This window comes from Blautia sp. AF17-9LB (assembly GCF_003479185.1).
Taxonomy (GTDB): domain Bacteria; phylum Bacillota; class Clostridia; order Lachnospirales; family Lachnospiraceae; genus Fusicatenibacter; species Fusicatenibacter saccharivorans.
In genome coordinates this window covers 65,453-91,812 of record NZ_QUGU01000002.1, presented here as the reverse complement: position 1 = coordinate 91,812, position 26,360 = coordinate 65,453, and the positions used below count along the sequence as shown (strand labels likewise).

At 51.0% G+C, this 26,360-nt stretch carries 24 protein-coding genes and 2 tRNA genes; 7 read left to right on the top strand and 19 right to left on the bottom strand.

Annotated elements, in window-relative coordinates; all coding sequences use genetic code 11:
* Positions 1 to 177 precede the first annotated feature (177 nt).
* The 3 genes from alr to DWX00_RS02490 form a co-directional block, all read right to left on the bottom strand.
* Positions 178 to 1,302, bottom strand: coding sequence for an alanine racemase (gene alr / locus DWX00_RS02500; protein ID WP_055226992.1), 1,125 nt, complete (start codon positions 1,300 to 1,302; stop codon positions 178 to 180).
* A 111-nt stretch (positions 1,303 to 1,413) separates the two neighbouring features.
* Positions 1,414 to 1,869: an Lrp/AsnC family transcriptional regulator gene (locus DWX00_RS02495; RefSeq protein WP_022463135.1), complete on the bottom strand. Its 456-nt coding sequence runs from the start codon at positions 1,867 to 1,869 to the stop codon at positions 1,414 to 1,416.
* A gap of 174 nt (positions 1,870 to 2,043) precedes the next feature.
* On the bottom strand, positions 2,044 to 2,310 hold the full coding sequence (locus DWX00_RS02490; RefSeq protein ID WP_158554987.1) for a 4Fe-4S dicluster domain-containing protein: 267 nt from the start codon (positions 2,308 to 2,310) through the stop codon (positions 2,044 to 2,046).
* Between the two features lie 251 nt (positions 2,311 to 2,561).
* On the opposite strand from DWX00_RS02490, the gene DWX00_RS02485 reads away from it, so the two are divergent.
* The 5 genes from DWX00_RS02485 (at position 2,562) to DWX00_RS02465 (ending at position 4,936) form a co-directional block, all read left to right on the top strand.
* Positions 2,562 to 2,632 (top strand) — tRNA-Gly (locus DWX00_RS02485).
* A 20-nt stretch (positions 2,633 to 2,652) separates the two neighbouring features.
* A tRNA-Gly gene (locus DWX00_RS02480) sits at positions 2,653 to 2,724 on the top strand.
* An 81-nt stretch (positions 2,725 to 2,805) separates the two neighbouring features.
* On the top strand, positions 2,806 to 3,654 hold the full coding sequence (gene nudC, locus DWX00_RS02475) for an NAD(+) diphosphatase (RefSeq protein ID WP_118594608.1): 849 nt from the start codon (positions 2,806 to 2,808) through the stop codon (positions 3,652 to 3,654).
* A 127-nt stretch (positions 3,655 to 3,781) separates the two neighbouring features.
* A complete protein-coding gene (gene trxA / locus DWX00_RS02470; protein ID WP_117509658.1) occupies positions 3,782 to 4,099 on the top strand; it encodes a thioredoxin in 318 nt (105 codons plus the stop codon).
* A 153-nt stretch (positions 4,100 to 4,252) separates the two neighbouring features.
* Positions 4,253 to 4,936, top strand: coding sequence for a Crp/Fnr family transcriptional regulator (locus tag DWX00_RS02465; protein WP_117509659.1), 684 nt, complete (start codon positions 4,253 to 4,255; stop codon positions 4,934 to 4,936).
* Positions 4,937 to 5,008: 72 nt separating this feature from the next.
* On the opposite strand, the gene DWX00_RS02460 is transcribed toward DWX00_RS02465, so the two are convergent.
* Together DWX00_RS02460 and DWX00_RS02455 are read right to left on the bottom strand one after the other, a co-directional pair.
* The gene (locus DWX00_RS02460; RefSeq protein WP_117509660.1) at positions 5,009 to 6,037 is read right to left on the bottom strand and encodes a S66 family peptidase; all 1,029 of its coding nucleotides are present in this window, start codon (positions 6,035 to 6,037) and stop codon (positions 5,009 to 5,011) included.
* A 13-nt stretch (positions 6,038 to 6,050) separates the two neighbouring features.
* Entirely contained in the window at positions 6,051 to 6,746 is a 696-nt protein-coding gene (locus DWX00_RS02455; protein ID WP_117760495.1) for a YigZ family protein, read from the bottom strand.
* 205 nt (positions 6,747 to 6,951) lie between these two features.
* Here DWX00_RS02455 and DWX00_RS02450 point away from each other — a divergent pair, with 205 nt between their 5' ends.
* Positions 6,952 to 9,549, top strand: a complete 2,598-nt coding sequence (locus DWX00_RS02450; RefSeq protein ID WP_117801943.1) for a transglycosylase domain-containing protein — start codon at positions 6,952 to 6,954, stop codon at positions 9,547 to 9,549.
* A gap of 91 nt (positions 9,550 to 9,640) precedes the next feature.
* Here DWX00_RS02450 and DWX00_RS02445 read toward each other — a convergent pair whose 3' ends face one another.
* From DWX00_RS02445 to DWX00_RS02415, 7 genes are all read right to left on the bottom strand, one after another.
* Positions 9,641 to 10,585: an ROK family glucokinase gene (locus DWX00_RS02445; RefSeq protein ID WP_117760497.1), complete on the bottom strand. Its 945-nt coding sequence runs from the start codon at positions 10,583 to 10,585 to the stop codon at positions 9,641 to 9,643.
* 4 nt (positions 10,586 to 10,589) lie between these two features.
* Positions 10,590 to 11,525 carry an HPr(Ser) kinase/phosphatase gene (hprK, locus tag DWX00_RS02440; protein WP_022463126.1) on the bottom strand — a complete coding sequence of 312 codons (936 nt, stop codon included), beginning with the start codon at positions 11,523 to 11,525 and terminating at the stop codon, positions 10,590 to 10,592.
* A 94-nt stretch (positions 11,526 to 11,619) separates the two neighbouring features.
* Positions 11,620 to 13,479 carry an excinuclease ABC subunit UvrC gene (gene uvrC, locus DWX00_RS02435; protein ID WP_118594607.1) on the bottom strand — a complete coding sequence of 620 codons (1,860 nt, stop codon included), beginning with the start codon at positions 13,477 to 13,479 and terminating at the stop codon, positions 11,620 to 11,622.
* Between the two features lie 92 nt (positions 13,480 to 13,571).
* Complete coding sequence (gene ftsH, locus DWX00_RS02430; RefSeq protein ID WP_055227005.1) at positions 13,572 to 15,473, bottom strand: ATP-dependent zinc metalloprotease FtsH; 1,902 nt, start codon at positions 15,471 to 15,473, stop codon at positions 13,572 to 13,574.
* A 186-nt stretch (positions 15,474 to 15,659) separates the two neighbouring features.
* A complete protein-coding gene (gene galE, locus DWX00_RS02425) occupies positions 15,660 to 16,676 on the bottom strand; it encodes a UDP-glucose 4-epimerase GalE (protein ID WP_022463123.1) in 1,017 nt (338 codons plus the stop codon).
* A 73-nt stretch (positions 16,677 to 16,749) separates the two neighbouring features.
* Positions 16,750 to 18,243 (bottom strand): UDP-glucose--hexose-1-phosphate uridylyltransferase, encoded by a 1,494-nt coding sequence (gene galT / locus DWX00_RS02420; protein ID WP_118594606.1) that lies wholly within the window; start codon positions 18,241 to 18,243, stop codon positions 16,750 to 16,752.
* 40 nt (positions 18,244 to 18,283) lie between these two features.
* Positions 18,284 to 19,453, bottom strand: coding sequence for a galactokinase (locus DWX00_RS02415; protein WP_022463121.1), 1,170 nt, complete (start codon positions 19,451 to 19,453; stop codon positions 18,284 to 18,286).
* Between the two features lie 263 nt (positions 19,454 to 19,716).
* Between DWX00_RS02415 and DWX00_RS02410 the strand changes: the two genes are divergently transcribed.
* Entirely contained in the window at positions 19,717 to 20,610 is an 894-nt protein-coding gene (locus tag DWX00_RS02410; protein ID WP_158565036.1) for an AraC family transcriptional regulator, read from the top strand.
* Here DWX00_RS02410 and DWX00_RS02405 read toward each other — a convergent pair.
* The 7 genes from DWX00_RS02405 to DWX00_RS02375 all read right to left on the bottom strand — a co-directional run bounded on the left by DWX00_RS02405 (position 20,601) and on the right by DWX00_RS02375 (position 26,215).
* Entirely contained in the window at positions 20,601 to 23,093 is a 2,493-nt protein-coding gene (locus tag DWX00_RS02405) for an ATP-dependent DNA helicase (RefSeq protein WP_118594605.1), read from the bottom strand. The genes DWX00_RS02410 and DWX00_RS02405 overlap by 10 nt on opposite strands.
* 329 nt (positions 23,094 to 23,422) lie before the next feature.
* Entirely contained in the window at positions 23,423 to 23,650 is a 228-nt protein-coding gene (locus tag DWX00_RS02400) for an HPr family phosphocarrier protein (protein WP_022463118.1), read from the bottom strand.
* A gap of 335 nt (positions 23,651 to 23,985) precedes the next feature.
* Positions 23,986 to 24,810 carry an Mrp/NBP35 family ATP-binding protein gene (locus DWX00_RS02395; protein ID WP_055219741.1) on the bottom strand — a complete coding sequence of 275 codons (825 nt, stop codon included), beginning with the start codon at positions 24,808 to 24,810 and terminating at the stop codon, positions 23,986 to 23,988.
* 30 nt (positions 24,811 to 24,840) lie between these two features.
* Positions 24,841 to 25,185 (bottom strand): metal-sensing transcriptional repressor, encoded by a 345-nt coding sequence (locus tag DWX00_RS02390; protein WP_055219739.1) that lies wholly within the window; start codon positions 25,183 to 25,185, stop codon positions 24,841 to 24,843.
* A 38-nt stretch (positions 25,186 to 25,223) separates the two neighbouring features.
* Positions 25,224 to 25,454 carry a hypothetical protein gene (locus DWX00_RS02385; protein ID WP_022463115.1) on the bottom strand — a complete coding sequence of 77 codons (231 nt, stop codon included), beginning with the start codon at positions 25,452 to 25,454 and terminating at the stop codon, positions 25,224 to 25,226.
* A 4-nt stretch (positions 25,455 to 25,458) separates the two neighbouring features.
* Positions 25,459 to 25,986, bottom strand: coding sequence for a DNA-deoxyinosine glycosylase (locus DWX00_RS02380; RefSeq protein WP_022463114.1), 528 nt, complete (start codon positions 25,984 to 25,986; stop codon positions 25,459 to 25,461).
* On the bottom strand, positions 25,973 to 26,215 hold the full coding sequence (locus tag DWX00_RS02375) for a hypothetical protein (RefSeq protein WP_022463113.1): 243 nt from the start codon (positions 26,213 to 26,215) through the stop codon (positions 25,973 to 25,975). The genes DWX00_RS02380 and DWX00_RS02375 overlap by 14 nt, the downstream gene beginning before the upstream one ends.
* Positions 26,216 to 26,360 lie beyond the last annotated feature (145 nt).

Below are 26,360 nucleotides of genomic sequence, written 5' to 3'. Positions count from 1 at the left end.
GTTATCACTGTACTACGCTAAACTAATTGGTATCCTACCATACTCCGGCACCGCCTGTCAACCCGCACCGGTTAAATAATCCAGAAAACCTGTTCCAACACAAAAAAGTCTCCGAAACGGTCAGCAGATTCTGCTTTTTTCCGTCTTCGGAGACTTTGATTTTTCTATTTTGGATAACTATTTATAAACCCTTGTTACACGGCTGCTGATATCGCAGAGCATCTCGTAATCGAAACGTGCCGCCGGGTTGGCGATCTCTTCGATCGTGATGGTCTCATCCCCGTCGGTTCCGACAAGCGTTACAACGTCCTCCACCTGCACATCCGGGATGTCGGTCACGTCCACCATCATCTGATCCATACAGATTCTTCCGATGATCGGTGCTTTTTTCCCGTGGATCAGCACACAGCCCTGGTTCGAGAGAGCTCTCGGATAGCCGTCTGCATAGCCGGCTGAAACAGTTGCGATCCGTGTCATCGGTTTCTCGGTCACATACGTGGCACCGTAGCTGACGCCGATGCCCGGGCCGACTTCCTTCACATGGATGACATGGCTCTTCCATGAAAGCGCCGGGATCAGATCGAGGCGCTCTTTTTTTACCTCCTCGGATGGGTAAATGCCGTAGGTGATGATACCGGAACGCACCATCTCAAAGTGGTGATCGTCAAATTCCATGATTCCGGCGGAGTTGCAGATATGGCGAAGCGGAATCGTCACGCCGCGCTCTGCTAAAAGTGCCGTCATCTTATCATATTTTTCCATCTGCATCGAACAGTACGTCTTGTCTTCCTGATCGGCGCAGGAGAAATGCGTAAACATACCTTCCAGCTCGATGTGCGGAAGATCCGCGATTTTTGCCGCCTCATCCGCATCGTGCTCTGTCACCTGGAAGCCGATCCGCGTCATGCCGGTATCGACCGCGAGGTGTGCTTTTGCTTTCCGGTTCTGGCGTGCTGCCTCTTTTTCGAGGGCAAGTGCCTGTGCGTAGCTGTCGATCGTCTGAGTGATGTCGTATTCCACAAGGTCGCCGTACTGGGACGGGGACACGTAGCCGAGAATCAGGATCGGCGCGGAAATGCCGTTTTCTCTGAGCTCGACAGCCTCCTCGATGGTTGCGGTTGCAAAATAATCAACCTGGTTTTCCAGATAGGATGCTACCGGAACGGCACCGTGGCCGTAGGCGTTCGCTTTTACAACGCCAAGGAGTTTCACGCCCTCCGGTAGTCTTTTTTTCACTTCTCTGATGTTATGCCCGATCGCTTCGAGTGAAATCTCTGCATAACAGCGTAAGTATCTGTTCACTTTTTTCCTTCTTTCTTTCCGTACTTTTTCTGAGACGCCAAAACGTGCCTGAAAACTCTTTCGGATTATTTTCAGACACGCTCTCGTATCAGATTCCGGCTATGCCGGTTTTTATTTGTCCGGTCTGCGGATGGCGGAATAGATATTTTTTACATTTTTCAGCACTACATGCGTTCTTGTCGCATCGACGCCCGGAAGGCTCATCACCTGGCGGTGGATTTCTTCGAGTTCGTCGGATGAGTGACAGGAAATGCGGATAATCAAATCAAAATCTCCGGTCTGATAATAGCAGGATACGATGTACTCCAGTTTCTGGATCGCATCTGCAAAACTGTCAAAGAACTTCGGATGCTCCAGGCTGACTTCCATCAGCGCGGTCATCTCATTTCCCGTTTTCTTTTCGTCTACAATAATGGTGTATTCTTTAATCACTCCGGTTTCTTCCATTTTACGGATTCTCTCGATGACTGCAGAAACCGATAAATGAATCTCTTTGCTGATATTGGAAGCCGTCTCGCGGGCATTTTTCTGCAATATCTTCAGAATCTTATAATCAATGGCATCCATGTATTTTTCCTCCCATAAGAATTGACAGGGCTCTTCTTTCCAGATTTTAGCATAAAATTTCCCTGTCACTACCTTTCTATTATATCAAATTTTTCAGATAAGTCCAGTTTTTCCCAAAATATTTTATAGAAAGATTAGAATGCTTCTTTAAATTGCACAGATGCTCCTTTTTTCCTATTCTCCGAAGGTTTCCGCGATATCCTGCATCAGAATGCCGATCCCGAGGTGCTGCGGGCACTGCTTTTCACAGCGATAACAGTTGATGCAGTCATCGGCACGTTTGTCCTGACGCTCATACTCTGCACGAACCGCTTCGACGCCTTCCGTCGCTGTCCGGTTGTAAAGCGCAAACAAACCCGGGATGTTGATTTTTACCATGCACGGCATACAGCTCTGACAACCGGTGCAGCAAACCAGAAGTTCTGTTCCATTTTCCTGCATAGGGAAATTCCCCCTTTTTTGCTTTTCCGTTTTTCTATTATAGTACATTTCCCGTTCTGGAACAAGGCTGATCTTTGCGGACATTTTCACGCCCCTTTCACCCTGAATTTTCTCCTTTTTCAGTGTTTTGAAAATTTTTTAATTTTTTTCAAAAAAGGGGTTGACTTTTTCTCAGCTTTCCTGTAGAATACGTTTTGTCAGTGAGGCACGGCAGTCAACAAGACAGAGAAAAAAATCAGTGCCCATCATCTGCGGGTGTAGTTCAATGGTAGAACACCAGCCTTCCAAGCTGGATACGTGGGTTCGATTCCCATCACCCGCTTCATCCAAAAGGATGTATATGCGCGAGTGGCTCAGGGGTGGAGTACAACCTTGCCAAGGTTGGGGTCGCGGGTTCGAATCCCGTCTCGCGCTCTTTTTATTACCGAAATTTCTTCACAGGAATTTCGGTTTTTTGTTTTATCAAAAACTTTTTTACCAAGGAAAGGAGTTCTTATGATTCAGGATATCGCTCCGCATAAATATTATGTAGATTACCACCCTTCCACACCGAACGATACCGATCTCGTTTTCATCTACGGTCATCACACAATTCTGTGCAATTTTGAAGATCCGCAGATCCGCTATCCTTCGATTGCAGAAATTGCACCTGTTTTCCCGGAAATCCGGGAAAAAGCAAAATTTCTGTTCCGTATCGACGAAACCAATTACTATGAACTGCGCCGCCCGCAGCTTTCGGAATTTGATATCTGGAAATATGAAAACACACTGATTCTGCGCCGCGCCGTTCCGGGATGGCTCGGATTCGCCGGCATCACCGGCTACCAGATCCATACCTGGTACACAGACCACACCTACTGCGGCCGCTGCGGAACCAAGATGCACGCGCCCGGAAATGAACGTGCGATGCAGTGCCCGTCCTGCGGCGCACTCTCCTATCCGGTGATCTGCCCAAGCGTCATTGTCGCCATCACTGATGGTGACCGCCTGCTGCTCACGAAGTACGCACCTTCCCACAGCAGCCACCGCCAGTACGCCCTCGTGGCCGGCTATACCGAGGTCGGTGAGACGCTGGAACAGACGGTGCACCGTGAAGTCATGGAAGAAGTCGGATTAAAGGTCAAAAATCTGAGATACTATAAGAGTCAGCCGTGGTCCTTCAGCGGCTCGCTGCTCGCCGGATTTTACTGCGATGTGGACGGCGATCCGTCCATTACCCTCGACCGCGAGGAACTCTCCGTTGCCGAATGGTTTGACCGCGATTCTCTTCCGGAGACGCCGAACCTCATCAGTCTGACCGGTGAAATGATCGAATGCTTCCGCCAGGGAAAAGAACCGAAATAAAAAATAAGAAATCATTTTGTGACTTAGTCACAGAACTTCCCGTTCTGCTGTGGTATTCTACAGTCACAACAGAAAAACACTTACCGGGAAATAAAAAATCCCGTTTTAAAAAAGGAGGACTTCTATTATGTCATTAATTCATGTTACATCCGAAAACTTTGAAAAAGCTCTGCAGGCAGCACCTGGCGTTGCCGTTGTTGATTTCTTTGCTACCTGGTGCGGACCGTGCAAAATGCTCGCCCCGGTCATCGAAGAGGCAGCTGAGGATATGCCGGAGATCCAGTTCTACAAAGTAGACGTTGACGAAGCACCGGAGCTGGCAAGATCCTTTAAAGTCATGAGCGTTCCGACCCTCGCTTTCTTCAAAAACGGCGAACTCGTAAAGAAAAACGTCGGCGCCGTTTCCTATGAGGAGCTGGAAGAACTGATTAACTCTGTAAAATAAACAGCGTAATATTGGAAATGCAAGAAAAAACGTATCGGCACAAAAACCGATACGTTTTTTCTTGCATTTCTTTCCGTTCTTTTCTATCATGGAAGAAACGGCTGCTGCCGTAGTTTACAAAAGAACGTTCTTCTTCCGAAAGGAGTTTTATTTATGTCATCTTTTCTGGAATCCTGTTTTCAGGAGCATTATCCATTTTATTCAAAGCTTACCGCCGATGAACAGCAGACACTCGTGCTCTCTTCCGTCCTGACGACGTATCAGCGCGGCGATTTTCTCTACAGCTGTGACGATGACTGTCTCGGCGTTCTGCTTGTCCTCTCCGGCAAGCTCCGCATCTTTATCCAGTCCGGCGAGCAGCGGGAAATTACCCTGTTTACCACCGGTCCCGGCGAAGTCTGCACGCTGTCTGCCTCCTGTGCGATGCAGGAAATCAGCTTTGATATTCTGATTGAGGCCGAGGAGGAGACGAAAGTTCTCATCACTCCGGCCAGCACGTTCCGCAGACTGTTGAATCAGAATATTTACGTTGAAAACTACATTTACCGGGAAACAACGGAGCATTTTTCCGAAGTCATGTGGGCGATGGGCCAGCTCCTCTTTACGCGGCTTGACCAGCGCCTTGCCGGATATCTCGAGGATGAACGCATCCGCACCGGTTCCCCGGTGCTCTCCACCACGCACGAACAGATCGCGCGGAACCTCGGCAGTGCCAGAGAGGTCGTTTCCCGCACCTTAAAGTCGTTCGAGAAAGACGGCATCGTCGCACTCTCCCGCGGCACGGTCACGATTCTCGATGTCAAAAAGCTCCGCGGCATCTGCCGGATGCGCCGATAGTTCTTCTACGCGCGCAGACATTTTCCCACAGGCTCTGCCCTGCCGCTCGAGAAAATATTTTTCAAAAGCGTTCTAACGGCACTCCATCTTAATTTCAATCTCATTTCCTTCCACGGCCACCTTCGCATAACTTCCGACGATCAGCGGCATCGCCGGATGAAGGTGTCCGATGTCGAGATCCATCACGATCGGCACGTTGTATTTTCCAAGCAGATCCGTCACGGCGCGGTACTGGTCGAGTTCCCCGAATTTCTGTCCGAACTGCAGCGGGCGGCCAATCAAAAAGCCTTTCACATATTGGAACCAGCCGGCGTGCTCCATCTGCCAGATTGCGCGGCGGATCGCAAAGACGTTCAGATCGCACGCTTCCAGAAACCAGACAAAACCGTCCTCTTTATATTTTTCCACAAAATCAACCGTTCCGTCGTACTTCGTTCCAAGAATATTGACGAGACAGTCGAGACAGCCGCCGATGAGCCGTCCCTCAAATGCACTGTCCGCATCCGGGAAGCGGCGCAGAACGCGCGGTTCTGTAATCTGGTACGGCAGATACGGATTTTCCTCGCTTCTGCCCTTCGCATCGTCTCTTTCCCATCCCTCATAGCCGCGGACGGTACGCACTTCTCCCGTCAGTACGCCAAACGCATCCGCTACGGATTTATGCCACGGCTCCATGCCGAAATCACTCGCACACGGACCGTAAACAGCCGCCGTATCGCAGATGGTCGGCAGAAGATACGTAAAATGCGTATTGTCAGAATAGCCGAGATACCATTTCGCCGGTGCCTTTCTGATCTTTTCAAAATCCACGTAATCGAGATCCTCGCACATCAGCTCTCCGCCGCCGCAGGAAATCAGACAGTCATTCTTCTCACTGACATAATATTCCGTCAGCTCTTTTCCGCACTCCTCCGGTGCCGCGCTGATTCCGATGCCGTGCTCTGCATAGCAGTTTGGCCCAAGATCCAGCTGATATCCCATCTCTTTCCATTTTTTCTGTGCATTTGCAAACGCGGACTTGTATGGCTCTGTTGTGCATCCAAACGATGGTGCCACAAAGCCGATCGTTCCGCCCTTTTTCAGATTTTCCGGAAACCTCATGTCGCATCCTCCTTTATCCTAATTCTTCTGCCTCCAGATTCTTATACTGCGTCAGCTCATCCCCGAAGATCAGCTCTCCGTCGTTCTGCGCAAAGTACAGCTCCTCTTCTTTTTCCAGTTTTGCCTTTCCGTTCGTCCCCTCGGTAATCTCCGCGCAGAGACGGTCCACCTCCGTTTTCGGAACGAGAACGCGGATTTTCACCTGATCGGTGTACTCGGATTCCAGAATCGGAATCCCCCGCTGGCCGAGCAGATACTGGATTTTACCGATGCCGTTGTAATCCGTCTCAATCAACAGCCGCACGCCGCAGATCTCGTCAATCAGAACACTGTTTGCCAGCCCCTCCTGCACCGCCTGCGAGTACGCGCGCACCAGGCCGCCCGTTCCCAGCAGCGTACCGCCGAAATACCGCGTCACCACAACAAGCACATTGCGGAGGCCTGCTCCCTGTACCACATCGAGCATCGGCCGCCCTGCCGTGCCGGAAGGCTCCCCGTCATCGCTGCAGCGCACCGTCTCCTGATTTTCTCCAATAATATACACAAAACAGTTATGCCGCGCATCCCAGTATTTTTTCCGCAGAGCTTCCAGGCAGGAAAGTGCCTCCTCCTCAGATTCCACCAGACGCACCGTTGCAATAAAACGTGATTTCTTCTCCACGATTTCCCCGGTTCCACCCCGGTAAACCGTCCGAAACTGATCGATCATATGTCCTTACTCCTTCATCCAAATATGTACCTATCTTACCATATCATTTCTGAAAAATCAGCATTCTTTTCAGAAATACTTTTATTCCAGCCCTTTGTTTGGTATAATAAAAATAAGTATACCCTGCTTTTTGCAGGGCAGGAACACCATTGATTACTGAACTAAATCAGTTTTGCATGAACATGACATAAGGAGGATTTTCTATATGCACTTTGGAAAAAGTCATCTGGAAGACAAACGTGAAGATCTGCGGTCCCATTACGGAAAGATTGAAAAGACGGCCGGCGTGACGGCGCTGCGCATCGCGTTCTGTCTTCTTCTTGTCGTTCTCGTCTGCGGTGCCGGGCTTGTGATCGGCGCTGTCCGCGGCGTGATTGACAGTGCCCCTGATATCTCGGAGGCAAATATCATGCCGCTCGGCAACGCGTCGTTTATCTACGATGCTGACGGCAACCAGGTACAGAAGCTGACCGGGGCTCAGGGAAACCGTGTCTCGATTTCGATTGAGGAGATTCCGCTCGATATGCAGCACGCGATCGTCGCGGTTGAGGATGCCCGTTTTTATGAGCACAACGGCATCGATCCGAGCGGTATCATCCGTGCTTTCGTTGTCGGCGTCAGCCACGGCTTTCATTTTACCGAGGGCGCCAGCACGATCACACAGCAGCTCTTAAAAAACAATGTTTTCACTGACTGGATGGAAGAGACGCGGATGCAGAGCTTCAAGCGGAAGATCCAGGAACAGTACCTGGCGCTGAAGCTGGAAAAAACACTGACTGCAGAGGGTGAAAACGCCAAAGACGTTATTCTGGAAAATTATCTGAATACGATCAACTTAGGTTCCGGCTGCTACGGTGTCCAGACGGCAGCGCAGACGTATTTCGGAAAGGATGCAAAAGATCTGACGCTCTCTGAATGCGCCGTTCTTGCCGCAATTCCAAAGGCGCCGACGGCATATAATCCGAAAAACCACCCGGAGAAAAACCAGCAGCGCCGCGACAAGATCCTGAACAACATGAAAGAGCAGGGCTACATCACCGAAGAAGAATACACCATTGCCATGAACGACAATGTTTACGACCGCATCGCCATGCACACGCAGTCCCAGGCGGAGAGCGCGCCGTACTCCTACTTTATCGATGAAGTCATCACCAACCTGATCAACGATCTGATGGTACAGAAAGGCTACACCGAAGTGCAGGCAAAGAACGTTGTCTACAGCGGCGGCCTCAAAATCTATACCACACAGGATTCCTACATGCAGTCGATTCTCGATACGGAATTCCAGAATCCGGAGAACTTCCCGGCGAACACGCAGATCGGTCTCGACTGGGCGCTCACCGTAGAGCAGGCAGACGGCGAGGTACAGAACTACAGCAAAGAGATGCTGCAGCTCTACTTCCGCAACAGCGATCCGAGTTTCGATCTGCTCTTTGACTCCCAGGAGGAGGCACAGAGCTATATCGACCAGTACAAAGCCGCTATCATGCAGGAAGGCGATACGATTGTTGCCGAGCGCAGCAGCTTCACCCCGCAGCCGCAGGCGTGCATGACCGTTATGGATCAGCGCACCGGTTACGTGAAAGCCATCGTCGGCGGACGCGGCGAAAAAACAGCAAGTCTTACCTTCAACCGCGCAACCGATAATTATTCCCAGCCGGGTTCCACGTTCAAGATTCTTTCCGCGTACGGACCGGCGCTCGACCTTGGAAAGATTACACTCGCTACGGTAATTAAGGATGAGCCGTTCAACTACAGTGACGGCACACCGCTGCAGAACTCGGATCTTACCTACCATGGTGATGTTACCGTCCGCCAGGCGATCATCAATTCCATCAATATCCCGGCCGTCAAGGTACTGACCGAGCTTACGCCGAAGGTCGGCTTTGATTATCTGAAGAAGCTTGGTTTTTCCAAACTCTCCGAGGAATACGATGTGATCCAGCCGCTGGCTCTCGGCGGTATCACCTACGGTGTCAGTGATCTCGAACTGACGGCAGCCTACGCGGCAATCGCAGACGGCGGCCAGTACCGCAAGCCGGTGTTCTACACAAAGGTTACCGACAGCAAGGGAAATGTTTTAATTGACAACACAGAAAACAAGGCAACGCAGGTCTTCAAGGCAAGCACTGCCTCCCTCCTCACCAATGTCATGGAGGATGTTCTGGAAAAAGGTACCGGTGTTGCCGCCCGCCTCGACAATATGCACGCAGCCGGAAAAACCGGTACGACGAATGAGGCCAAGGATCTCGTCTTTGCAGGCTTTACACCATATTATACCGCTGCCATCTGGGCAACGTATGATACACACGCGGAGTTTCCGGAGAGCGACCGTGAATTCCACAAACGTCTCTGGGCAAAGGTCATGAATGAAATCCACGAAGGCCTTGCCGATATGGATTTCGAAACTTCCGCAACAGTACAGGAGGCAACGATCTGTACGAAGACCGGCCTGCTCGCCCGCTCAAGCTGCCCGTCCATCACCGAATACTTTGCGGTATCCGATCTGCCGACCGAGCGTTGCAAGGGCCACTACACCGCGCCGGCCTCAACACCGACGCCGACCAGAACCCCTTCTGCAGCATCAACTCCGCAGGCAACCCCGACACCGACGGAGGCACCGCAGGAAACTCCGGCTCCGCCCGAAACACCTGCCGATCCGCCTTCTAATACACCGGAGACTCCTGACACACCGGAGACTCCTGACACACCGGAGACCCCTGATGCACCGTCAGAACCGGATACCCCGGCGGAGATATCGGAAGTACAGCCGCAGTCCGAAGAGAGCGGCTCTTCCGAATAACTTTTTCAGTCAGTCTATACACAAAAAACCGGCCCTCTGGCATATGCCAGCAGGACCGGTTTTTCTATACTTCTTTTTCCATCTGAATCAATTAGTCAATCAGCATTTTTGCTGCGCCGTAGATACCAGCATCGTTTCCAAGGGAAGCGAGTACGATCGGGGTATCTTTGCATGCGATGAATGCTGCTTCACGGTAGTATTTAGCTACGCCGTCGATCAGGATCTGGCCTGCTTTGGATACACCGCCGCCGACTACGATAACTTCCGGGTCAACAACGCATGCGAATACTGCAAGTGCTCTTCCGAGGTACTCGGAGAACTCCTGAACGATTGCTTCTGCTGCTGCATCGCCTTCTTTTAATGCATCAAAGACAGCTTTTGCACTGATGGACTCTCCTCTTTCTCTTAAAGAAGACGGAGTATCATGGGATGCCAGATATTTCTTTGCCAGACGAACGATACCGGTTGCAGATGTCATCTGCTCGAGGCATCCGTGGTTTCCGCAGTTGCAGACCGCTTCTTCTTCCGGCTCAACACATGCATGACCAACCTCGCCGCCTGCGCCGTGAGCACCTGCTACGATCTTGCCGTCCACGATGATTCCGCCGCCGACACCGGTTCCAAGGGTAACCATAACCAGGTTCTTGCTTCCCTTTCCGCCGCCTGCCCACATCTCACCGAGAGCTGCTGCGTTTGCGTCGTTTGCTGCTTTTACTGCCATTCCGCCGAGTTCGTCGGAAAGCTCTTTTACGATATTTTTATATCCCCAGTTCAGGTTGACTGCGATGGAAAGCTCACCTTTGTCATTAACCGGGCCAGGTACGTCAATGCCGACACCGGCAACATCATCTGCTGCGATACCCTTCTCAGCCATTTTTGCTTTTACGCTTTTTGCGATATCCGGCAGAATTTCGCTTCCGCCGTTTTCGGTGCGGGTCGGGATTTCCCATTTTTCCAACAGAGTTCCGTCTGTCTGGAACATTCCGCATTTCACTGAAGTACCCCCAACATCGATTCCAAATACATAGTTTGCCATTTTCTTACTTCTCCTCTCTTTTTTTCACTAAGTTAGCCTGTACACGGCGGTACAGCTCCTGTGCGGCATTGTAGCCCATCTTCTTCTGTCTGTGGTTGACAGCAGCGGTTTCTACGATGATCGCCAGGTTACGGCCCGGACGGATCGGAAGGGAATGGCAGACAACCTTGTTTCCAAGGAACTCAATATACTCTTCTTCCAGGCCCAGACGGTCGTATTCTTTCTCTTTGTCCCACTCTTCAAGCTTGATAACAAGGTCGATAGACTGGGTATCCTTTACGCTCTCGACACCAAACAGCGTCTTGACGTCGATGATACCGATACCGCGCAGCTCGATAAAGTGACGCGTGATATCCGGTGCCGTTCCGACCAGCGTAATGTCGCTGACACGGCTGATTTCAACCACATCATCGCTGACGAGACGATGGCCTCGTTTGATCAGCTCCAGTGCAGCCTCGCTCTTTCCGATTCCGCTCTCGCCCATGATCAGAACGCCCTCGCCGAATACATCGACCAGCACGCCGTGGATGGAGATCATCGGGGCAAGCTGGACATTCAGCCAGCGGATGATTTCAGCCATGAAAACGGAAGTCGATTTGTCTACCGCAAAGGCCGGTACCTGATAACGATTGCACAGCTCCAGAATTTCCGGTCCCGGAATCATCTTCGTGGTGAAAATGACACATGGGATCTTGCGGCTTACAAACTCTTCAAACGCGCGGACGCGCTCGCTCTCTTCAAGATGCTGCAGATACGTGAACTCTACATAACCTATGATCTGCACACGCTCATTGGCAAAATGCTCATAGTAACCGGTCAGCTGCAGTGCAGGACGGTTGATATCCGGTGTGGCAATGACAAGATCTGTCATATCAACCTCTGGTGTCAGGTTGCGGAGATCCATTTCCTCCACCATTTTGGTCATTTCAATTTCTTTCATTTTCCTGTCCTCCGACTTCATTCGACGTCTTTTTAAATCCGTCTCTTCTATGATTTTAGCACAATAAAGCATCACGGGCAACCTAGAAATTTAACTATTTTGACGAATCCTCATTTTCCTCCTGTGCAGGTGCGTGAAAGAATGTGTAGACCTGCTCCGCCGCCTTTTTATTCATGCCCGGAAGTCCGGAAAGTTCTTCCACGGTTGCCGCCTTGATATCATCAATTCCCTGAAAGTGGCGCATCAGTTCTTTCCTTCTTGTCGGCCCGATGCCCGGGATGTCGTCGAGAATCGAGTGGACCTGACCCTTGCTCCGCAGCAGGCGGTGGTATTCGATTGCAAAGCGGTGCGCCTCGTCCTGCACGCGTGTGATCAGTTTGAAGCCCTCGCTGTTCCGGTCGATCGGGATTTCCACGTTTCGGAAATACAGCCCCCTCGTGCGGTGCTTGTCGTCCTTTACCATACCGCAGACCGGAATCGCAAGATCCATTTCTTCAAGCACCTCAAGCGCAATGTTAACCTGGCCGCGTCCGCCGTCCATCATGATCAGGTCCGGCAGCCGCTCGAAACCGCTGTCCTCCTGGATGCCGCGCAGAAAACGGCGGCTTAAGACCTCTTTCATACTGGCGTAATCGTTCGGTCCCTCGACGGATTTGATCTTGAATTTTCGGTAATCGGCGCGCTTTGGCTTTCCTTTCTCGTAGACGATCATTGAGCCGACCGACTGGAAACCGCTGATATTGGAGATATCGTACGCCTCGATGCGGTCGATCGACGGTAGGTTCAGCCATCTGGCGATCTCTTTTACGGCACCGACCGTCCGACCCTCTTCCCGCTTGATCCGCTCGCGGTCCTGGTCGAGAACGATCTGTGCGTTCCGCTCTGCCAGTTCCACCATTTTTTCCTTGCTGCCCTTTTTCGGCACGCGGATGCGGACCTTCTGGCCCCGTTTGCTGCTTAAATACTCTTCCATCAGCTCCTGCTCGGCAATCTCCTCGGAAATCATGATTTCCCGCGGGATGAACGGCGTGCCGGAATAGAACTGTTTCATAAACGTGAGCAGCACCTCGCTTTTCTGCTCCTCCTCGCCAATCCGCAGATAATAATGCTCCCGCCCGATCAGCTTTCCGTTCCGGATAAAGAAGACCTGCGCCACCGCATCCTCTTTGTCCATCGCAAGCGCAATGACATCTTTGTCCTCGCCGTTACTGTTCGTAATCTTCTGCCGCTCGCCGATCCTGCGCACGCTGTCGATCAGATCACGGTACTCCGCCGCCTGCTCGAACCGCATCTCCTCAGCCGCCTCCGTCATTTTTCCAGTCAGCTCTTTGATCATGTCATTGTAATTTCCATTCAGAAAACTGATCGCCTTTTTGATCTGCTCGCCGTACTCTTCTTTGGAAATGTATCCCTGGCACGGTGCCTTACACTGGTGGATGTGATAGTAAAGACACGGGCGGTCCTTGCCGATCTCCTTTGGCAGGCTCTTATTGCAGGAACGGATATCGTACAGCTTCCGCAACAGTTCGATCGTATCTTTCACAGCTCCGGCGCTCGTGTACGGGCCGAAATATTTCGCCTTGTCCTTCTTCATCTGATGGGAAAACAGAATGCGTGGAAAATCCTCGTTCACGGTCACCTTAATGTACGGGTACGCCTTGTCATCTTTCAGCATCGTATTGTATTTCGGACGGTGCTCTTTGATAAGGTTGCACTCCAGCACGAGCGCCTCCAGTTCGGAATCCGTCACAATATACTCAAAACGGGCGATATGCGTGACCATCCGCTCAATCTTCGGCCCTTTGTTGCGGCTCGTCTGGAAATACTGGCGGACACGGTTTTTCAGCGAAATCGCCTTTCCTACGTAGATAATTGTATCGTCCGCGTCGTGCATCAGATAGACGCCGGGTTTCCCCGGCAGTTTTTTCAGTTCTTCCTGGATATCAAACGCCATATGACCCTCCTCTTTTTGGGACTGTAATGTTGAAAATGCCCAGCGTGCAGAGATCGTTTTCTCTGCTCCCGCCGGGCCTTTTCGCTTTCTTTTTATATTTCTGGATTTTCAACCGCTTCTTCCGCGTTTCCATTCCGTTTTGCAATCACCTGATGAAAAATCTCCATAAATTCTTTTCCGGTGATCGTCTCTTTCTGGATCAGGTAAGCTGCGATTTCATCCATCGCATCGCGGTTAGCTGCCAGAAGTTCTTTTGCCTGCTCATACGACTCTTTCAAAATCTTCATGACCTCGTGGTCGATTTCGGTTGCTGTGGCATCGCCGCAGTTTAAGACCATTCTTCCGTCGAGGTACTGATTCTGCTGGGTCGCAAGACCGATCAGACCGAATTTCTCCGACATACCGTACTGCGTGATCATCGCGCGGACAATCTTCGTCGCTTTCTCGATATCATTCGAAGCTCCCGTTGTCACATTGCCGAATACGATCTCCTCTGCCGCTCTTCCACCGAGGCACTCGACGATCATCGCCTCGAGTTCGCTCTTCGTGTTGAGGTATTTCTCCTCCTCCGGCACCTGCATGACGTAGCCGAGCGCACCCATCGTACGCGGCACAATCGTGATTTTCTGTACCGGCTCGGAATCCTTCTGCAGTGCAGTAACAAGTGCGTGGCCTACCTCGTGGTAGGAAACGATCTTTCGCTCTTCCTGGCTTAAGATGCGGTCCTTCTTCTCTTTTCCGACGAGGACAACCTCGACTGCCTCGAGAAGATCCTTCTGGGAAACGGCTTTTCTTCCGTTCTTGACCGCAAGAATCGCTGCCTCGTTGATCATATTTGCAAGATCAGAACCAACGGCTCCCGATGTCGCAAGTGCGATGCCGTCGAGATCAACCGTCTCATCGAGCGATACGTTCTTGGCGTGTACTTTCAGGATTTCCACACGGCCTTTCAGGTCCGGTCTTTCTACGATAATCCGGCGGTCAAAACGGCCTGGACGCAGCAGCGCCGGGTCAAGAACCTCCGGGCGGTTTGTGGCCGCAAGGATTAGAATACCCTTGGAGCTGTCGAATCCGTCCATCTCGGCGAGGAGCTGGTTTAACGTCTGCTCCCGCTCGTCGTTGCTGTTGTAGCTGTTGTCACGGCTCTTTCCGATCGCATCGATCTCATCGATAAAGATGATGCACGGTGCGTTTTTCTTTGCTTCCTCAAACAGGTCACGCACACGCGATGCACCGACACCGACGAACATCTCGACAAATTCCGAAGCGGACATCGAGAAAAACGGTACGTGCGCCTCACCGGCTACGGCTTTGGCAAGCAGTGTTTTTCCGGTTCCAGGAGGGCCTACAAGAAGCGCTCCTTTCGGAAGTTTTGCACCGATTGTCGTGTATTTTCCAGGGTTATGCAGAAAATCCACAACCTCCTGGAGCGATTCTTTTGCCTCGTCCTGTCCCGCAACATCGCGGAATGTCACGCCGGTTTCTTTCTGTACGTAGGCCTTTGCTCTGCTCTTTCCTACGCCCATGACTCCGCCGCCTTTGTTCATGCTGCGCATCACCCATACCATGACAGCGACAAGCATTACAACCGGCAGAATGACGGTCAGCAATGTGTAAATGATCGTTCCGGTAGAATCCGGCGGATCTTTGTGGTACGTAATGCCTTTCTCCTGTAACAGATCGACCAGCTCCTGCTCATCTCCCATCATCGTTACCTGATAGGTGATTCCCTCCGATTTCTGGTCTTTCGGCGTTACGGTCAGTGTTCCCGATTTCAAGACAACTTCCTGCACTCCATCGTTGTTTACCATGTCCAGGAATTTGCTATAGTCAAGATCCTCGGAAGTAATTCCCCCAAGGGCATTGTTCAGAAGTCCCATCACCATCAGGCTGACGAGGAGGCAGATCAGGATAATGAGTATCGTCTGTCTGTTTTTCGGTCCTCCCCCGGAGCCTTTTTCTGGTTCCCGGTTCTGATTTTTTCTATCGTCCATGCTTTTCCTCCTTGTATGTCAAACCGCCCCTCTTTTTTACGGACACTTTAACTCTTACATTATATCGGATTCCCTCTTAATTAGCAAGCCGGACTTTGTGAAAAAAGACTGAATTTATCTATACAAAAACGGCCCGCCGACACTCTTTCAAGTATCGGCGGACCGCCAGATAACACTCACATTACATTAGTCGTTATATCCGTTCGGATTCTTCTGCTGCCAGTTCCAGGAATCGGCACACATCTCCTCGATGCCGTACTCAGCCTCCCAGCCAAGCTCCTCTTTTGCTTTGTCGCATTTGGAGTAGCAGGTTGCGATATCACCGTCACGGCGCGGTTTGATTTCGTATTTCAGCGGATGGCCGCATGCTTTCTCGAATGCGTGGATCACATCGAGTACGCTGTAGCCTTTGCCGGTTCCGAGGTTGTAAATGGAAACGCCCTCGTTGTCAGCCAGTTTCTGGATGGCTTTTACATGGCCGCGTGCCAGGTCAACAACATGGATGTAATCGCGGACACCAGTTCCGTCCGGAGTATCATAGTCATCACCGAAAACACCGATGCACTCGAGTTTTCCGATGGCAACCTGTGCGACATACGGAAGCAGGTTGTTCGGGATGCCCTTCGGATCCTCTCCGATAAGGCCGCTCTTATGCGCTCCGATCGGGTTGAAGTAGCGAAGCAGGATAACATTCCATTCCGGATCTGCGGTGTGGATGTCGGTCAGAACCTGCTCGAGCATGCTTTTTGTCCAGCCGTATGGGTTGGTCGGGGTTCCCTTCGGGCACTCCTCGGTGATCGGAATCTGTGCCGGATTGCCGTATACGGTTGCAGAAGAACTGAAGATGATGTTCTTTACGCCATGGTTTCTCATCTCATCGCAGAGAATCAGGGTTCCGGTCATGTTGTTGTGATAATATTCAATCGGTTTATGTACGGACTCGCCGACTGCTTTTAAGCCTGCGAAATGGATGACAGCGTCAATTTTCTCGTTGTCGAAAATTTTCTTTACGCCTTCGCGGTCCAGCATATCGGTTTTGTAGAAGGTTACTTTCTTTCCGGTAATCTGTTCTACACGCTCGATGGCTTTCTCGCTTGCATTGTAAAGGTTGTCCATGACAACAACGTCATAGCCTGCGTTCAGCAGTTCCACACAGGTGTGGCTTCCAATATAGCCTGCACCGCCAGTAACTAAGATTTTCATTTTGGTATCCTCCATGTTTTCCTTCGCTGCTGCTTTTTTGCCGCAGCGGGTTAATTGAAGCATTTAGTTTATTCTACAACGTTTCCATGAATTTTGCAAATGCACTTCTGCCTTCCTCGGTGCACTTGTAAACGCCGGCATCCTCGAGTACGCCGACAAAGACTTTTCCGACTTCCTCTTTCAGGATATCCATCACATTTTCGCTGTTCAGCTCCGGATGGCGCGGCAGGAATTCGTCTACCCAGTCGGCATGTTTCTCCAGCTCTGCGACAGCGCGGACATCTTTTCCCTCTACGAGGCATTTGGAAAGCTCTTCCAGCTCATCTTTTAAGCGCGCCGGCAGAATCGCAAGTCCCATAACCTCAATAAGGCCGATGTTCTCTTTTTTGATGTGATGATACTGTGCATGCGGATGGTAAACACCGAGCGGGCATTCGTCCGTCGTGATGTTGTTGCGCAGTGCCAGATCGAGTTCGAACGTATCGCCCACTTTTCTTGCGATCGGCGTGATCGTGTTGTGCGGCTCTCCGTCAGTCTCGGCGAATACAAACGCATCCTCATCCGTGTAACCTCTCCAGCAGTTCAGGATATGCTCTGCCAGATCGATCAGCCGTTTCTCATCTTTGTGGCGGATCCGGATGACGGACAGCGGCCATTTGACGATGCCGGTTTCCACATCCTCGTATCCTTTGATGGTAAAATGGCGCTCGATCGGCGCTTTCGCCATTGCGAAGGTATAGTGGCCGCCCTGATAATGATCGTGGCTTAAAATGGAGCCTCCCACGATCGGCAGATCCGCATTGGAACCGATGAAGTAGTGCGGAAACAGCTTGATAAAGTCAAACAGCTTCACAAAGGTCGCGCGCTCGATCTTCATCGGGTTATGCTGGAAATTGAACACGATGCAGTGCTCATTGTAATACACATATGGCGAGTACTGGAATCCCCACTCCGTCTGATTGATCGTCAGCAGAATGATGCGGTGGTTCTGGCGCGCCGGGTGGTTGACGCGTCCCGCATAGCCCACATTCTCCTTGCAGAGCAGGCATTTCGGATAACCGCTCTGTTTTGCCAGTTTTGCAGCCGCGATCGCCTTCGGGTCCTTCTCCGGTTTGGAGAGGTTGATCGAGATATCAATATCGCCGTAGGCACTCGGTACGCTCCAGCGGATATCCTTTGCGATGCGGTATCTGCGGATGTAGTTGGAATCCTGGCTCAGTTTGTAGAAGTAATCGGTTGCCTCCTGCGGGCTCTTCGCATAGAGTTCCTCAAACTTCTTTACCACCTCTCCCGGGCGCGGCATCAGGCAGTCCATCAGTTTCGTATCGAACAGATCGCGGTAAACGACGCTGTTGTGTTCGAGAAGACCGCGCTTAGCTGCATCATCAAGCAGTTCATTTAAAGTCTCTTCCAGATCCGGGGTCTCCGGAATCTGCTCCGGCTCTTCGTAATCGGAAATCTGCATGACTTCCAGAATCCGGTTTGTCGCATAGATTTTATCCAGTCCCGAAACAAGACCGGCATTTTCTCCATATTTTACCAGTTTTGCAATACTCTCGTTAATCACTGTAGCTTCCTCCCTGCTGCCGATCCAGCTTTTTTATTTCTTATTTTAATACGCCTGCGCCGTCTCCGATGTCTACGACATAGAAGTCTGCGGCATAGCCGATTTTTTCTTTGTAAGCTGCGCCTACTTTTGCGATGAAGTTGTCAATATCTTCTGTTTTTACGATGCTGACGGTGCATCCGCCGAAGCCTGCGCCTGTCATACGGGATCCGATGACACCCGGGCAGTTCCATGCTTCTTCCACAAGAGTATCCAGCTCGATGCCGGTTACCTCATAGTCATCACGCAGGGAAACGTGGGATGCGTTCATCAGCTCGCCGAATTTTGCGATGTCGTTTGCCTTTAAAGCTGCAACGGCCTGAACGGTTCTCTGGTTCTCGTAAACAGCATGTTTTGCACGTTTCTGGCGGACCGGATCTTTGATGGCATCTTTCACTGCCTCAAACTCTTCCTCGGTCAGCTCGCCAAGGCTCTTGATGTCTTTGACTTTCTGAATCTCAGCCAGAGCAGTCTCGCACTCGCTGCGGCGCTCGTTGTATTTGGAGTCGCCAAGGCCGCGTTTCTTGTTGCTGCAGGAGATGACAATTCTTGCGCCTTCCAGTTTAACCGGTGCGTACTCATATTTCAGATCGCTGGTGTCAAGAAAGATCGCACAGTCCTTTTTGCCCATGGCGATGGCGAACTGATCCATGATACCGCAGTTGACGCCGTTGTAATTGTTCTCGGAAAACTGGCCGTACAGAGCGATGTCGATCATGGAGATGGTGTCGTAGCCGAACATGTCACGCAGCATTACGCCGGTTACGGTCTCAACGGATGCGGAAGAGGAAAGGCCGGAGCCGTTCGGAATGTTTCCGTAGAGCACGATATCGAAGCCCTGCTCTACCGGGAAGCCCTTCTGGCAAAATGCCCACATCATTCCCTTCGGATATGCGGTCCAGTTGCCTTCTTTTCCCATCAGGAATTCATCGAGAGAAGATTCTACCACGCCGAGTTTTTCAAAGTTCATAGAGTAAAAACGAAGCTTTCTGTCGTCACGTTTTCTTGCTGCCATGTAGGTTCCGATGGTCAGTGCGCATGGAAATACGTGGCCTCCGTTGTAATCGGTGTGCTCACCGATCAGGTTCACACGTCCAGGTGCGAAGTAGGTGCGGATGTCGCCCTCTCCCCCGAACAGTTTTGCAAAACAATCCAGTACCTGCTGTTTCATTTTGTTGTCTCCTTTTCTTTTTGGTGTGTTGTTTTCATGGTTTCGTTTTGTGTGTTGTGTGTGTTTGTGTGTTTGTGTGTTTTTTCTTATCTTCTTAAGTATCATTATAGTGAGCCGTACGCCCATCTGCAACAACAATATTGGGGCAAGCGATAATTATATTGAGGTGATCTTCGATTTTTTCTTGTTTTTTTTCCCTTTTTGCCGCATACTTTACTTATCGTATGATTTTTAATGGATTTTATGGATTGGAGGTACGTTTCATGCAGATCCGCATGGATAAAGAAAACCGTGAGCTGAAGGCCCACGGCAGCTATGAATTTCCTGTCAACATCAGTTACGAACAGCTCTCCCGCTACGAGCGCGGCTCCTTTTCCTGGCACTGGCACCCGGAAATTGAGCTGACGTTTGTCCTCTCGGGGCAGATCGGATATCAGGTCAACGGCAAATCGTATGTCTTAAAAGAAGGGGACGGCATTTTCTGCAACACGAATGCGCTTCACAGCGGCCACATGATCGACGGGATGGACTGCGTCTATATTTCAACCACGTTCGCCCCGCGCTTTCTCTATGGTTTTTCAAACAGTGTGATCCAGACGCGCTACGTCGAACCGGTGCTGACGGATATGCAGCTCGCCTCCATCGTCTTTTCGCCGGAGATCGACTGGCAGAACCAGGTACTTGCCTGTATGCACCGCATCTACGACCTCTCGCTTTCACAGCCGTCCGCGTTTGAGATGGAAATCCAGGAGCTTCTGCTGTCGATCTGGATTGAGATTTACCGCCACGCATCGTTTTCCGGTGAATCCCAGAACACGGCGGCAGCGCGTGATGTTGAGCGGCTCCGCATTCTGCTCGACTACATCCACCGCCATTATATGGAGCATCTGACGCTCGAGGATCTCGCCGCACAGATCCACATCTGCCGCAGTGAATGCTGCCGTTTTTTCAAGAAATGCATGAACGAATCCCTGTTTGACTATCTTCTCGATTACCGTATTGAAAAAAGCCTGCCGCTCCTTCTCGAGCGCCAGGCCAGTATCACTTCCGTAGCGGAACAGACCGGATTTTCCAGTCCTGCCTATTTTTCTAAAATTTTCCGGCATCAGATGGGCTGCTCGCCGAGCGAATACCGGAACCGCGCGGATCACACGTAACGTTCAGCGCTGTACCGAGATTTCATTTCCTGCTGCCCGGCTTTTGATCCGCTCTCACAATCCACCCTCTCCCAAAACGAATGGATTACCTCCGGGAGGCTGCTGCGCTGCACAATCCGGCAGTCCTCCCACTCTCTTGGGAACAGCTCGCGGTACTCCCGGTTTCGGAACCGCTCGTCGAGCAACAGAATCACACCCGTGTCCTCCGTCGTACGGATCACGCGCCCTGCCGCCTGCAATACTTTATTCATGCCGGGATAGCGGTACGCGTAGTCGAAACCGTTCTCTCCGCTGCGGTCGAAATATTGCTTTAAAAGTTCTCTCTCCGGCCCCACCTGCGGGATTCCAGCTCCCACAACGGCCGCGCCGATCAGCTTTTCCCCGTCCAGATCAATTCCCTCCGAGAAAATGCCTCCCATGATACAGAATCCCACCAGCGTTTTCTCGTTGTCTTTCGCAAACGCTTCCAGAAACTCTTCTCTCTCCTGCTCCCGCATCGCCGACTCCTGGATCAGGCAGGTCACGTTTTCATCTGCATACAGTTCCTCATAGACCGCATAGACATCCTGCATCAGGCGGTATGACGGGAAGAACGCCATATAGTTGCCCTTCCGGCTCTGGATCATCTCGTTCAGATAAGCGGCGATCTTCTCAAACTCTGCGCGGTTTCTCCGCTGATACTTCGTGCTGACCTCGCTTCCGATCGCCAGACACCGCTTCGTGGGATCAAACGGGGACTCCACGTAAATCGCGTAATCGTCCGTATTCGTGCTGAACATCTTCTTATAATACTGCACCGGCAGCAGCGTCGCGGAAAAGAAGACGGCCGACCGCCCCTGGTTGATACACTGCTGCAGATTCTCCGCCGGGTTGACGCAGAACAGGCGCAGTGCAAAATCGCCGTTATCGAGATAACTCGTGTAGATCAGATAATTTTCATCCACTAAATTGTAAATCTCGGAAAAATTTCGCAAGTTAAAGTAAAATTCCAGAACCTGCTTCCGGATTTCGCTTGTCTTATGCGCTTCCAGCCAGCCCGCCAGTTCTTCCAGCAGCTGATTGACCATCATAAGAAACGTCGATACGCTTTCCAGCTCCGTGCAGGAATCGCACTCTCTTTTGTAGACGAGCATCTGGTGATTGCAGCGATTCAGCGCCTTCTCGAGCTTTTTGCCCGGTGCATACGGGCGGAGGAGCTGGCGGACCTTTAAAATCTCCTCTTTGACGAGCGTGGCACTGAACATATCGCGGCCCCGCTCGACCAGGTTATGCGCCTCGTCGATCAGAAAGATGTAGTCACCCTTCGTTCCTTCTGCGAAAAAGCGTTTTAATTTCGAGGTCGGATCAAACGCATAGTTGTAATCGCAGATCACGCCGTCCACCCACGAAGCCACATCAAACTGGAACTCGTGCGGGCAGACGTTCCATTTTTCCGCCTGGCGCAGGACTTCCTCTCTTGTGTAGGAATCACATTCCGTCAGCATCTCGTACACCGCCGCGTTGATCCGGTCAAAATGACCTTTCGCGCGCGGGCAGTGGATCGGATCGCATTCGGGCTCATCGAGGATGCACATTTTTTCTTTTGCGGTCAGCGTGATTGCTTTGAACTGCAGTCCCTTCTCTTTTAGAATGGAGACCGCCTCCTCTGCCACGGTACGGGTGATGGTTTTCGCAGTCAGATAAAAAAGACGGTCGCCGCAGCCCTCTCCGATCGCGCGGATGGCCGGAAAGACCGTGGACATTGTTTTTCCGATGCCGGTCGGCGCCTGGACGAAGAGTTCTTTTTTCCGCAGAATGGTACGGTAGACGCCGCTCACCAGTTCCCGCTGGCCTTTCCGGTACGGGAAGGGGAATTCGAGGTGCTGCATTGAGGCATCTCGCGCTTTCTGCCACTGGTACTGGAATTCCGCCCAGATAAACCAGGCGTCGAGTAGCTCATCGAACCACTGCTCCAGTTCCGGGAGCTTGTACGTCTGCAGAAAATGGCGGATGCGCCAGTTGGAGTTCTCCGGCTTTACCTCTTCTTTGGTGAGCGGGCGCAGAAGGCCTTCCTCCTCGGAGGAGAGCAGGGTGTACGTCATCAACACGCCCATCTCCTCTTTGCGGTTCTGAAGGCCGTAGATGTAAGCGTAGCACTTCGCCTGTGCCAGATGTACCGGAACCGGCTCTTCCATCGTTTCAAGGTCACGGTACGTTCCCTTGATCTCCTCGATCACGGTCGTGGTTCCGTCCTCGTACATGCCGTCTGCTCTTCCCTCGACGCGCAGGATGAAATGCTCATATTCTTTTTCGTGAACCAGCGGAACCTCCGCACGGTAATCGGCGCCCCGTTTTTTCTGAATCTGCTGATGCACCCGCGTTCCCGCCTGCATGGCATCGCGCTCGCCAAAACCTCCCGATGAGTTGTCCAGATCCCCGCTGCGCAGAATAAACTCCACCAGATTCCGCACGGAAATCCGGATCTCTTTCTTCTTCTCTTCCACTAGCCCGCTCCTTTTCTAACCAGACTATTCAGAGCCCCATCTCGATTCCGCTGCGCTGCATCTCGATGTGGCTTCTCGCCATATGAAATTCCAGAAAAGAACGCTCATTCATGCAAGCATGATTCGTGTCCTTTTCTGGAATTTCGCATAGCTCTGAATAGTTATCATTATACAGAAAAAAGGAGACTGCCGCAACAGTCTCCTTTTTTTCTCTCTGAAGCTATGTGTCTCGTGTGATTAGTTTTTCTTCAGAAAGTCCCCTGCGCAAATTCTGTCTCTACTCTCGCTGGCGGCGCAGGCTGAATTTTTTTCGTTTCCCTTAATAAAATTTATGCTACAGCAAATTTCTGCAGGGTTTTATTGAATGCCGGACTGTCACCATAGCAGTGTACGGTGAGATCACGGTTCAGATCCATGCTGAGGATGCCAAGAATGGATTTTGCATCAATAATAACGCGGTTGTAAAAAATGTCAATATCAAAATCACATTTGGAAGCTGCTTTTACAAACTCCTCTACTTCCTCAGTTCCATTGAGTCTTACTACGCAGTGTGACATACGATTCACCTCTTTCTTAATCAATAGCTGTTTGTTTTCCTATCGTTGAGGTAGATTATGCACTTTTTCTCTTTAAATGTCAATATTGAATTTATTTCCTTGTTTTTGCCATATTATGCATGTTTTTTATGCAAGTTTTTCTCATTAACCCTTCATATTTGTCGCTTTTTGTCTCATTTGCGCAGTCGTGTGTAACCGGTTACACAAAATCCGTTTAAAATAAAATAGTTTTTGCCAAAAGAAACGTAAAAATCTTGTCAAAAAAACCCGCTTTTCCTTGTAAAATCAAGGAAAAACGAGTTTTTCATGCCATTACTTGCTTCTATATTTAATGATTAGATGTTGATCTTTGCAATATCGGTGTTATCCACTTCTGCAAATCTTCCTTCGTCCACCAGCTCGGCAAACTCCGGATGAATCGGCATTTTGCCGAGAACCGGCACGCCGATCTCGGCTGCGATCTCGTCGATGTGGCTTTCGCCGAAAATGGACAGCTTTTTGCCGCAGTCCGGACATACGAGGTAGCTGTAGTTCTCTACGATACCGAGCACCGGAACGCTCATCATCTGTGCCATCTTGTAGGCTTTCATGACGATCATGCGCACCAGATCCTGCGGGGAAGATACGATCACTACGCCGTCTACCGGAAGAGACTGGAAAACGGTCAGCGGAACATCACCGGTTCCTGGCGGCATATCGACGAAGAGATAGTCCAGGTCGCCCCAGATGACGTCGGTCCAGAACTGTTTTACGGTTCCTGCGATGACAGGTCCTCTCCAGATGACCGGCTCTTCCTCGCCCGGAAGCAGGAGGTTGATGGACATTACCTTTACGCCGTTTGCTGCAACTGCCGGGTAAACGCCCTTGTCATCTACGTTTGCAGGTCCTTTCAGGCCATACATTTTCGGGATGGACGGTCCTGTGATATCGGCATCGAGGATACCAACCTTGTAGCCCTCTTTTGCTTTCTGGTTTGCCAGAGATGCGGTTACCATGGATTTACCAACACCGCCCTTGCCGCTGACAACGCCAATGACATGTTTGATCGAAGAATCGGCATTCAGATCAATATGAAAATCCGGTTTGCCCTGTCCTGCTTTGCTTGGACATCCTTCGCAGCTTTCTTTGGAACAGCTCGAATTGCTGCATTCTTTTGCCATGTTTCTTTCCTCTTTTCTTGTTTTTCTTGCTTATTTGACAAAGCGGTCGATCGCCTTATTCAGCTCCTGAATCGCTTTTGTGTCCCCATGCTCGACTGCATCGACGATGCAATGTTCAATGTGATCCTCCAGGATAATTTTTCCTGTATTGTTAATGGCCGCCTTCACGGCAGACAGCTGGATCAGAACCTCAGTGCAGTCCCGGCCTTCCTCTACCATCCGCTTGATCGACTCCATGTGTCCGATCGCGCGGGAGAGGCGGTTTAAGACTGCTTTTGTATTTGTATGATGGTGCCCGTGGGCGTGATCGTGGGAATGCTCGATCACGGTGCCGTCTTCCAGCACATGCACATGCGTGTGTTTTTCTTCACTCATCGTTTTTTTCTCCGCTTTTCTGGTATTTTCTGCGCGATTCAGATTTCTGTAAACGTAAACCGCTGGCGGATGCCGGAGGTCTCAATGTCAAAGACCAGAGATCCGTCCGCTTCCACCGTTTTTTCATATTTTAAGTTTTTGTCCGGAAATTTCTGACGGATATACGCCTCCGGGTCATCCGTCTCGATCTCGTCGAAAAAGACGTCCCGCATCTGATTATTGGCACACTCATTAAAAATCTCCCAGACGGTCTCGTACTCTTTTTTCATCCTGTCACTCTCCGTTTCGTAAGACTTCTCCGCACTGGCTCCACTCGCCAAGCAGCCGCTCCACAGACCATGCGGCGTTCGCGGGACTCGTCGACGGAAGGCGAACCGCTTCCCGTCCCAGCTGCTTCTCCTGGTACTTCCGGTAATACTTCCACGCGGTCGCCCCGTTGCAGTAAATCTGCCGGATATCGGCGCATTCCAGAATGTCCTGCAGCGGATTCGGCACAACATCGCGGATGCTCGCATCGCTCGAGCCTGTGATGACGCAGGACGCGATCACATCCCAGACAGCGATATGATTCCGGAGCAGAAACGCCTTCTTCTCTTCCACGGTCTGCGGCACCTCTTCCCCGCACACGGCTGCCGTCACTTTCCAGAAACGGTTCTGCGGATGGCCGTAAAAAAATCCGGTCTCCCTGGATTTTACGGACGGAAAACTGCCGAGAATCAGAATCCGGGAATCGGCGCGGTAAACCGGCGGAATCGGATGCACCACCGGGTGCTCATTTTTGTTCTCGTCAGGTCGGCTCATCTTCATCAAACTCCACTACCGTATAGAATCCTCTCGGTGTCTCTTTTACTTCTTTTACGATTCCCTTCCGGGACTGCAGCCTCTCATACGCCTGATAATTCCTGCTCATGGCCACTGCCGGGGTAATCGTATAATAATAGGAGGTAGGCAGTGCGCTTTCTGTCACGTTGACTTCCTGGCCTTCCTCGAGAAGTCCCTGTCGCTCCATTTTAAATTCCATCTGCCGCATATTCCTCATCCTCCTTTTTGCAGCGGGCAAAAGATACGCCCATGGGGTATTTTATCACACTTTTCCGAAAAAGAACAGGGGTTTTCGACAGAAAAAGGGCGGTACCGCCCTCTTCCTGCTTATTTTTTATTCTTCAGAAAGTGCT

Bases quoted from the DNA above. Each gene is read 5' to 3' on its own strand.
- DWX00_RS02495 (WP_022463135.1), bottom strand. From the start codon at position 1,869: ATGGATGCCATTGATTATAAGATTCTGAAGATATTGCAGAAAAATGCC.
- DWX00_RS02490 (WP_158554987.1), bottom strand. From the start codon at position 2,310: ATGCAGGAAAATGGAACAGAACTTCTGGTTTGCTGCACCGGTTGTCAG.
- nudC (WP_118594608.1), top strand. From the start codon at position 2,806: ATGATTCAGGATATCGCTCCGCATAAATATTATGTAGATTACCACCCT.
- trxA (WP_117509658.1), top strand. From the start codon at position 3,782: ATGTCATTAATTCATGTTACATCCGAAAACTTTGAAAAAGCTCTGCAG.
- DWX00_RS02465 (WP_117509659.1), top strand. From the start codon at position 4,253: ATGTCATCTTTTCTGGAATCCTGTTTTCAGGAGCATTATCCATTTTAT.
- DWX00_RS02460 (WP_117509660.1), bottom strand. From the start codon at position 6,037: ATGAGGTTTCCGGAAAATCTGAAAAAGGGCGGAACGATCGGCTTTGTG.
- DWX00_RS02455 (WP_117760495.1), bottom strand. From the start codon at position 6,746: ATGATCGATCAGTTTCGGACGGTTTACCGGGGTGGAACCGGGGAAATC.
- DWX00_RS02450 (WP_117801943.1), top strand. From the start codon at position 6,952: ATGCACTTTGGAAAAAGTCATCTGGAAGACAAACGTGAAGATCTGCGG.
- DWX00_RS02445 (WP_117760497.1), bottom strand. From the start codon at position 10,585: ATGGCAAACTATGTATTTGGAATCGATGTTGGGGGTACTTCAGTGAAA.
- hprK (WP_022463126.1), bottom strand. From the start codon at position 11,525: ATGAAAGAAATTGAAATGACCAAAATGGTGGAGGAAATGGATCTCCGC.
- uvrC (WP_118594607.1), bottom strand. From the start codon at position 13,479: ATGGCGTTTGATATCCAGGAAGAACTGAAAAAACTGCCGGGGAAACCC.
- ftsH (WP_055227005.1), bottom strand. From the start codon at position 15,473: ATGGACGATAGAAAAAATCAGAACCGGGAACCAGAAAAAGGCTCCGGG.
- galE (WP_022463123.1), bottom strand. From the start codon at position 16,676: ATGAAAATCTTAGTTACTGGCGGTGCAGGCTATATTGGAAGCCACACC.
- DWX00_RS02415 (WP_022463121.1), bottom strand. From the start codon at position 19,453: ATGAAACAGCAGGTACTGGATTGTTTTGCAAAACTGTTCGGGGGAGAG.
- DWX00_RS02410 (WP_158565036.1), top strand. From the start codon at position 19,717: ATGCAGATCCGCATGGATAAAGAAAACCGTGAGCTGAAGGCCCACGGC.
- DWX00_RS02400 (WP_022463118.1), bottom strand. From the start codon at position 23,650: ATGTCACACTGCGTAGTAAGACTCAATGGAACTGAGGAAGTAGAGGAG.
- DWX00_RS02395 (WP_055219741.1), bottom strand. From the start codon at position 24,810: ATGGCAAAAGAATGCAGCAATTCGAGCTGTTCCAAAGAAAGCTGCGAA.
- DWX00_RS02390 (WP_055219739.1), bottom strand. From the start codon at position 25,185: ATGAGTGAAGAAAAACACACGCATGTGCATGTGCTGGAAGACGGCACC.
- DWX00_RS02385 (WP_022463115.1), bottom strand. From the start codon at position 25,454: ATGAAAAAAGAGTACGAGACCGTCTGGGAGATTTTTAATGAGTGTGCC.
- DWX00_RS02380 (WP_022463114.1), bottom strand. From the start codon at position 25,986: ATGAGCCGACCTGACGAGAACAAAAATGAGCACCCGGTGGTGCATCCG.
- DWX00_RS02375 (WP_022463113.1), bottom strand. From the start codon at position 26,215: ATGCGGCAGATGGAATTTAAAATGGAGCGACAGGGACTTCTCGAGGAA.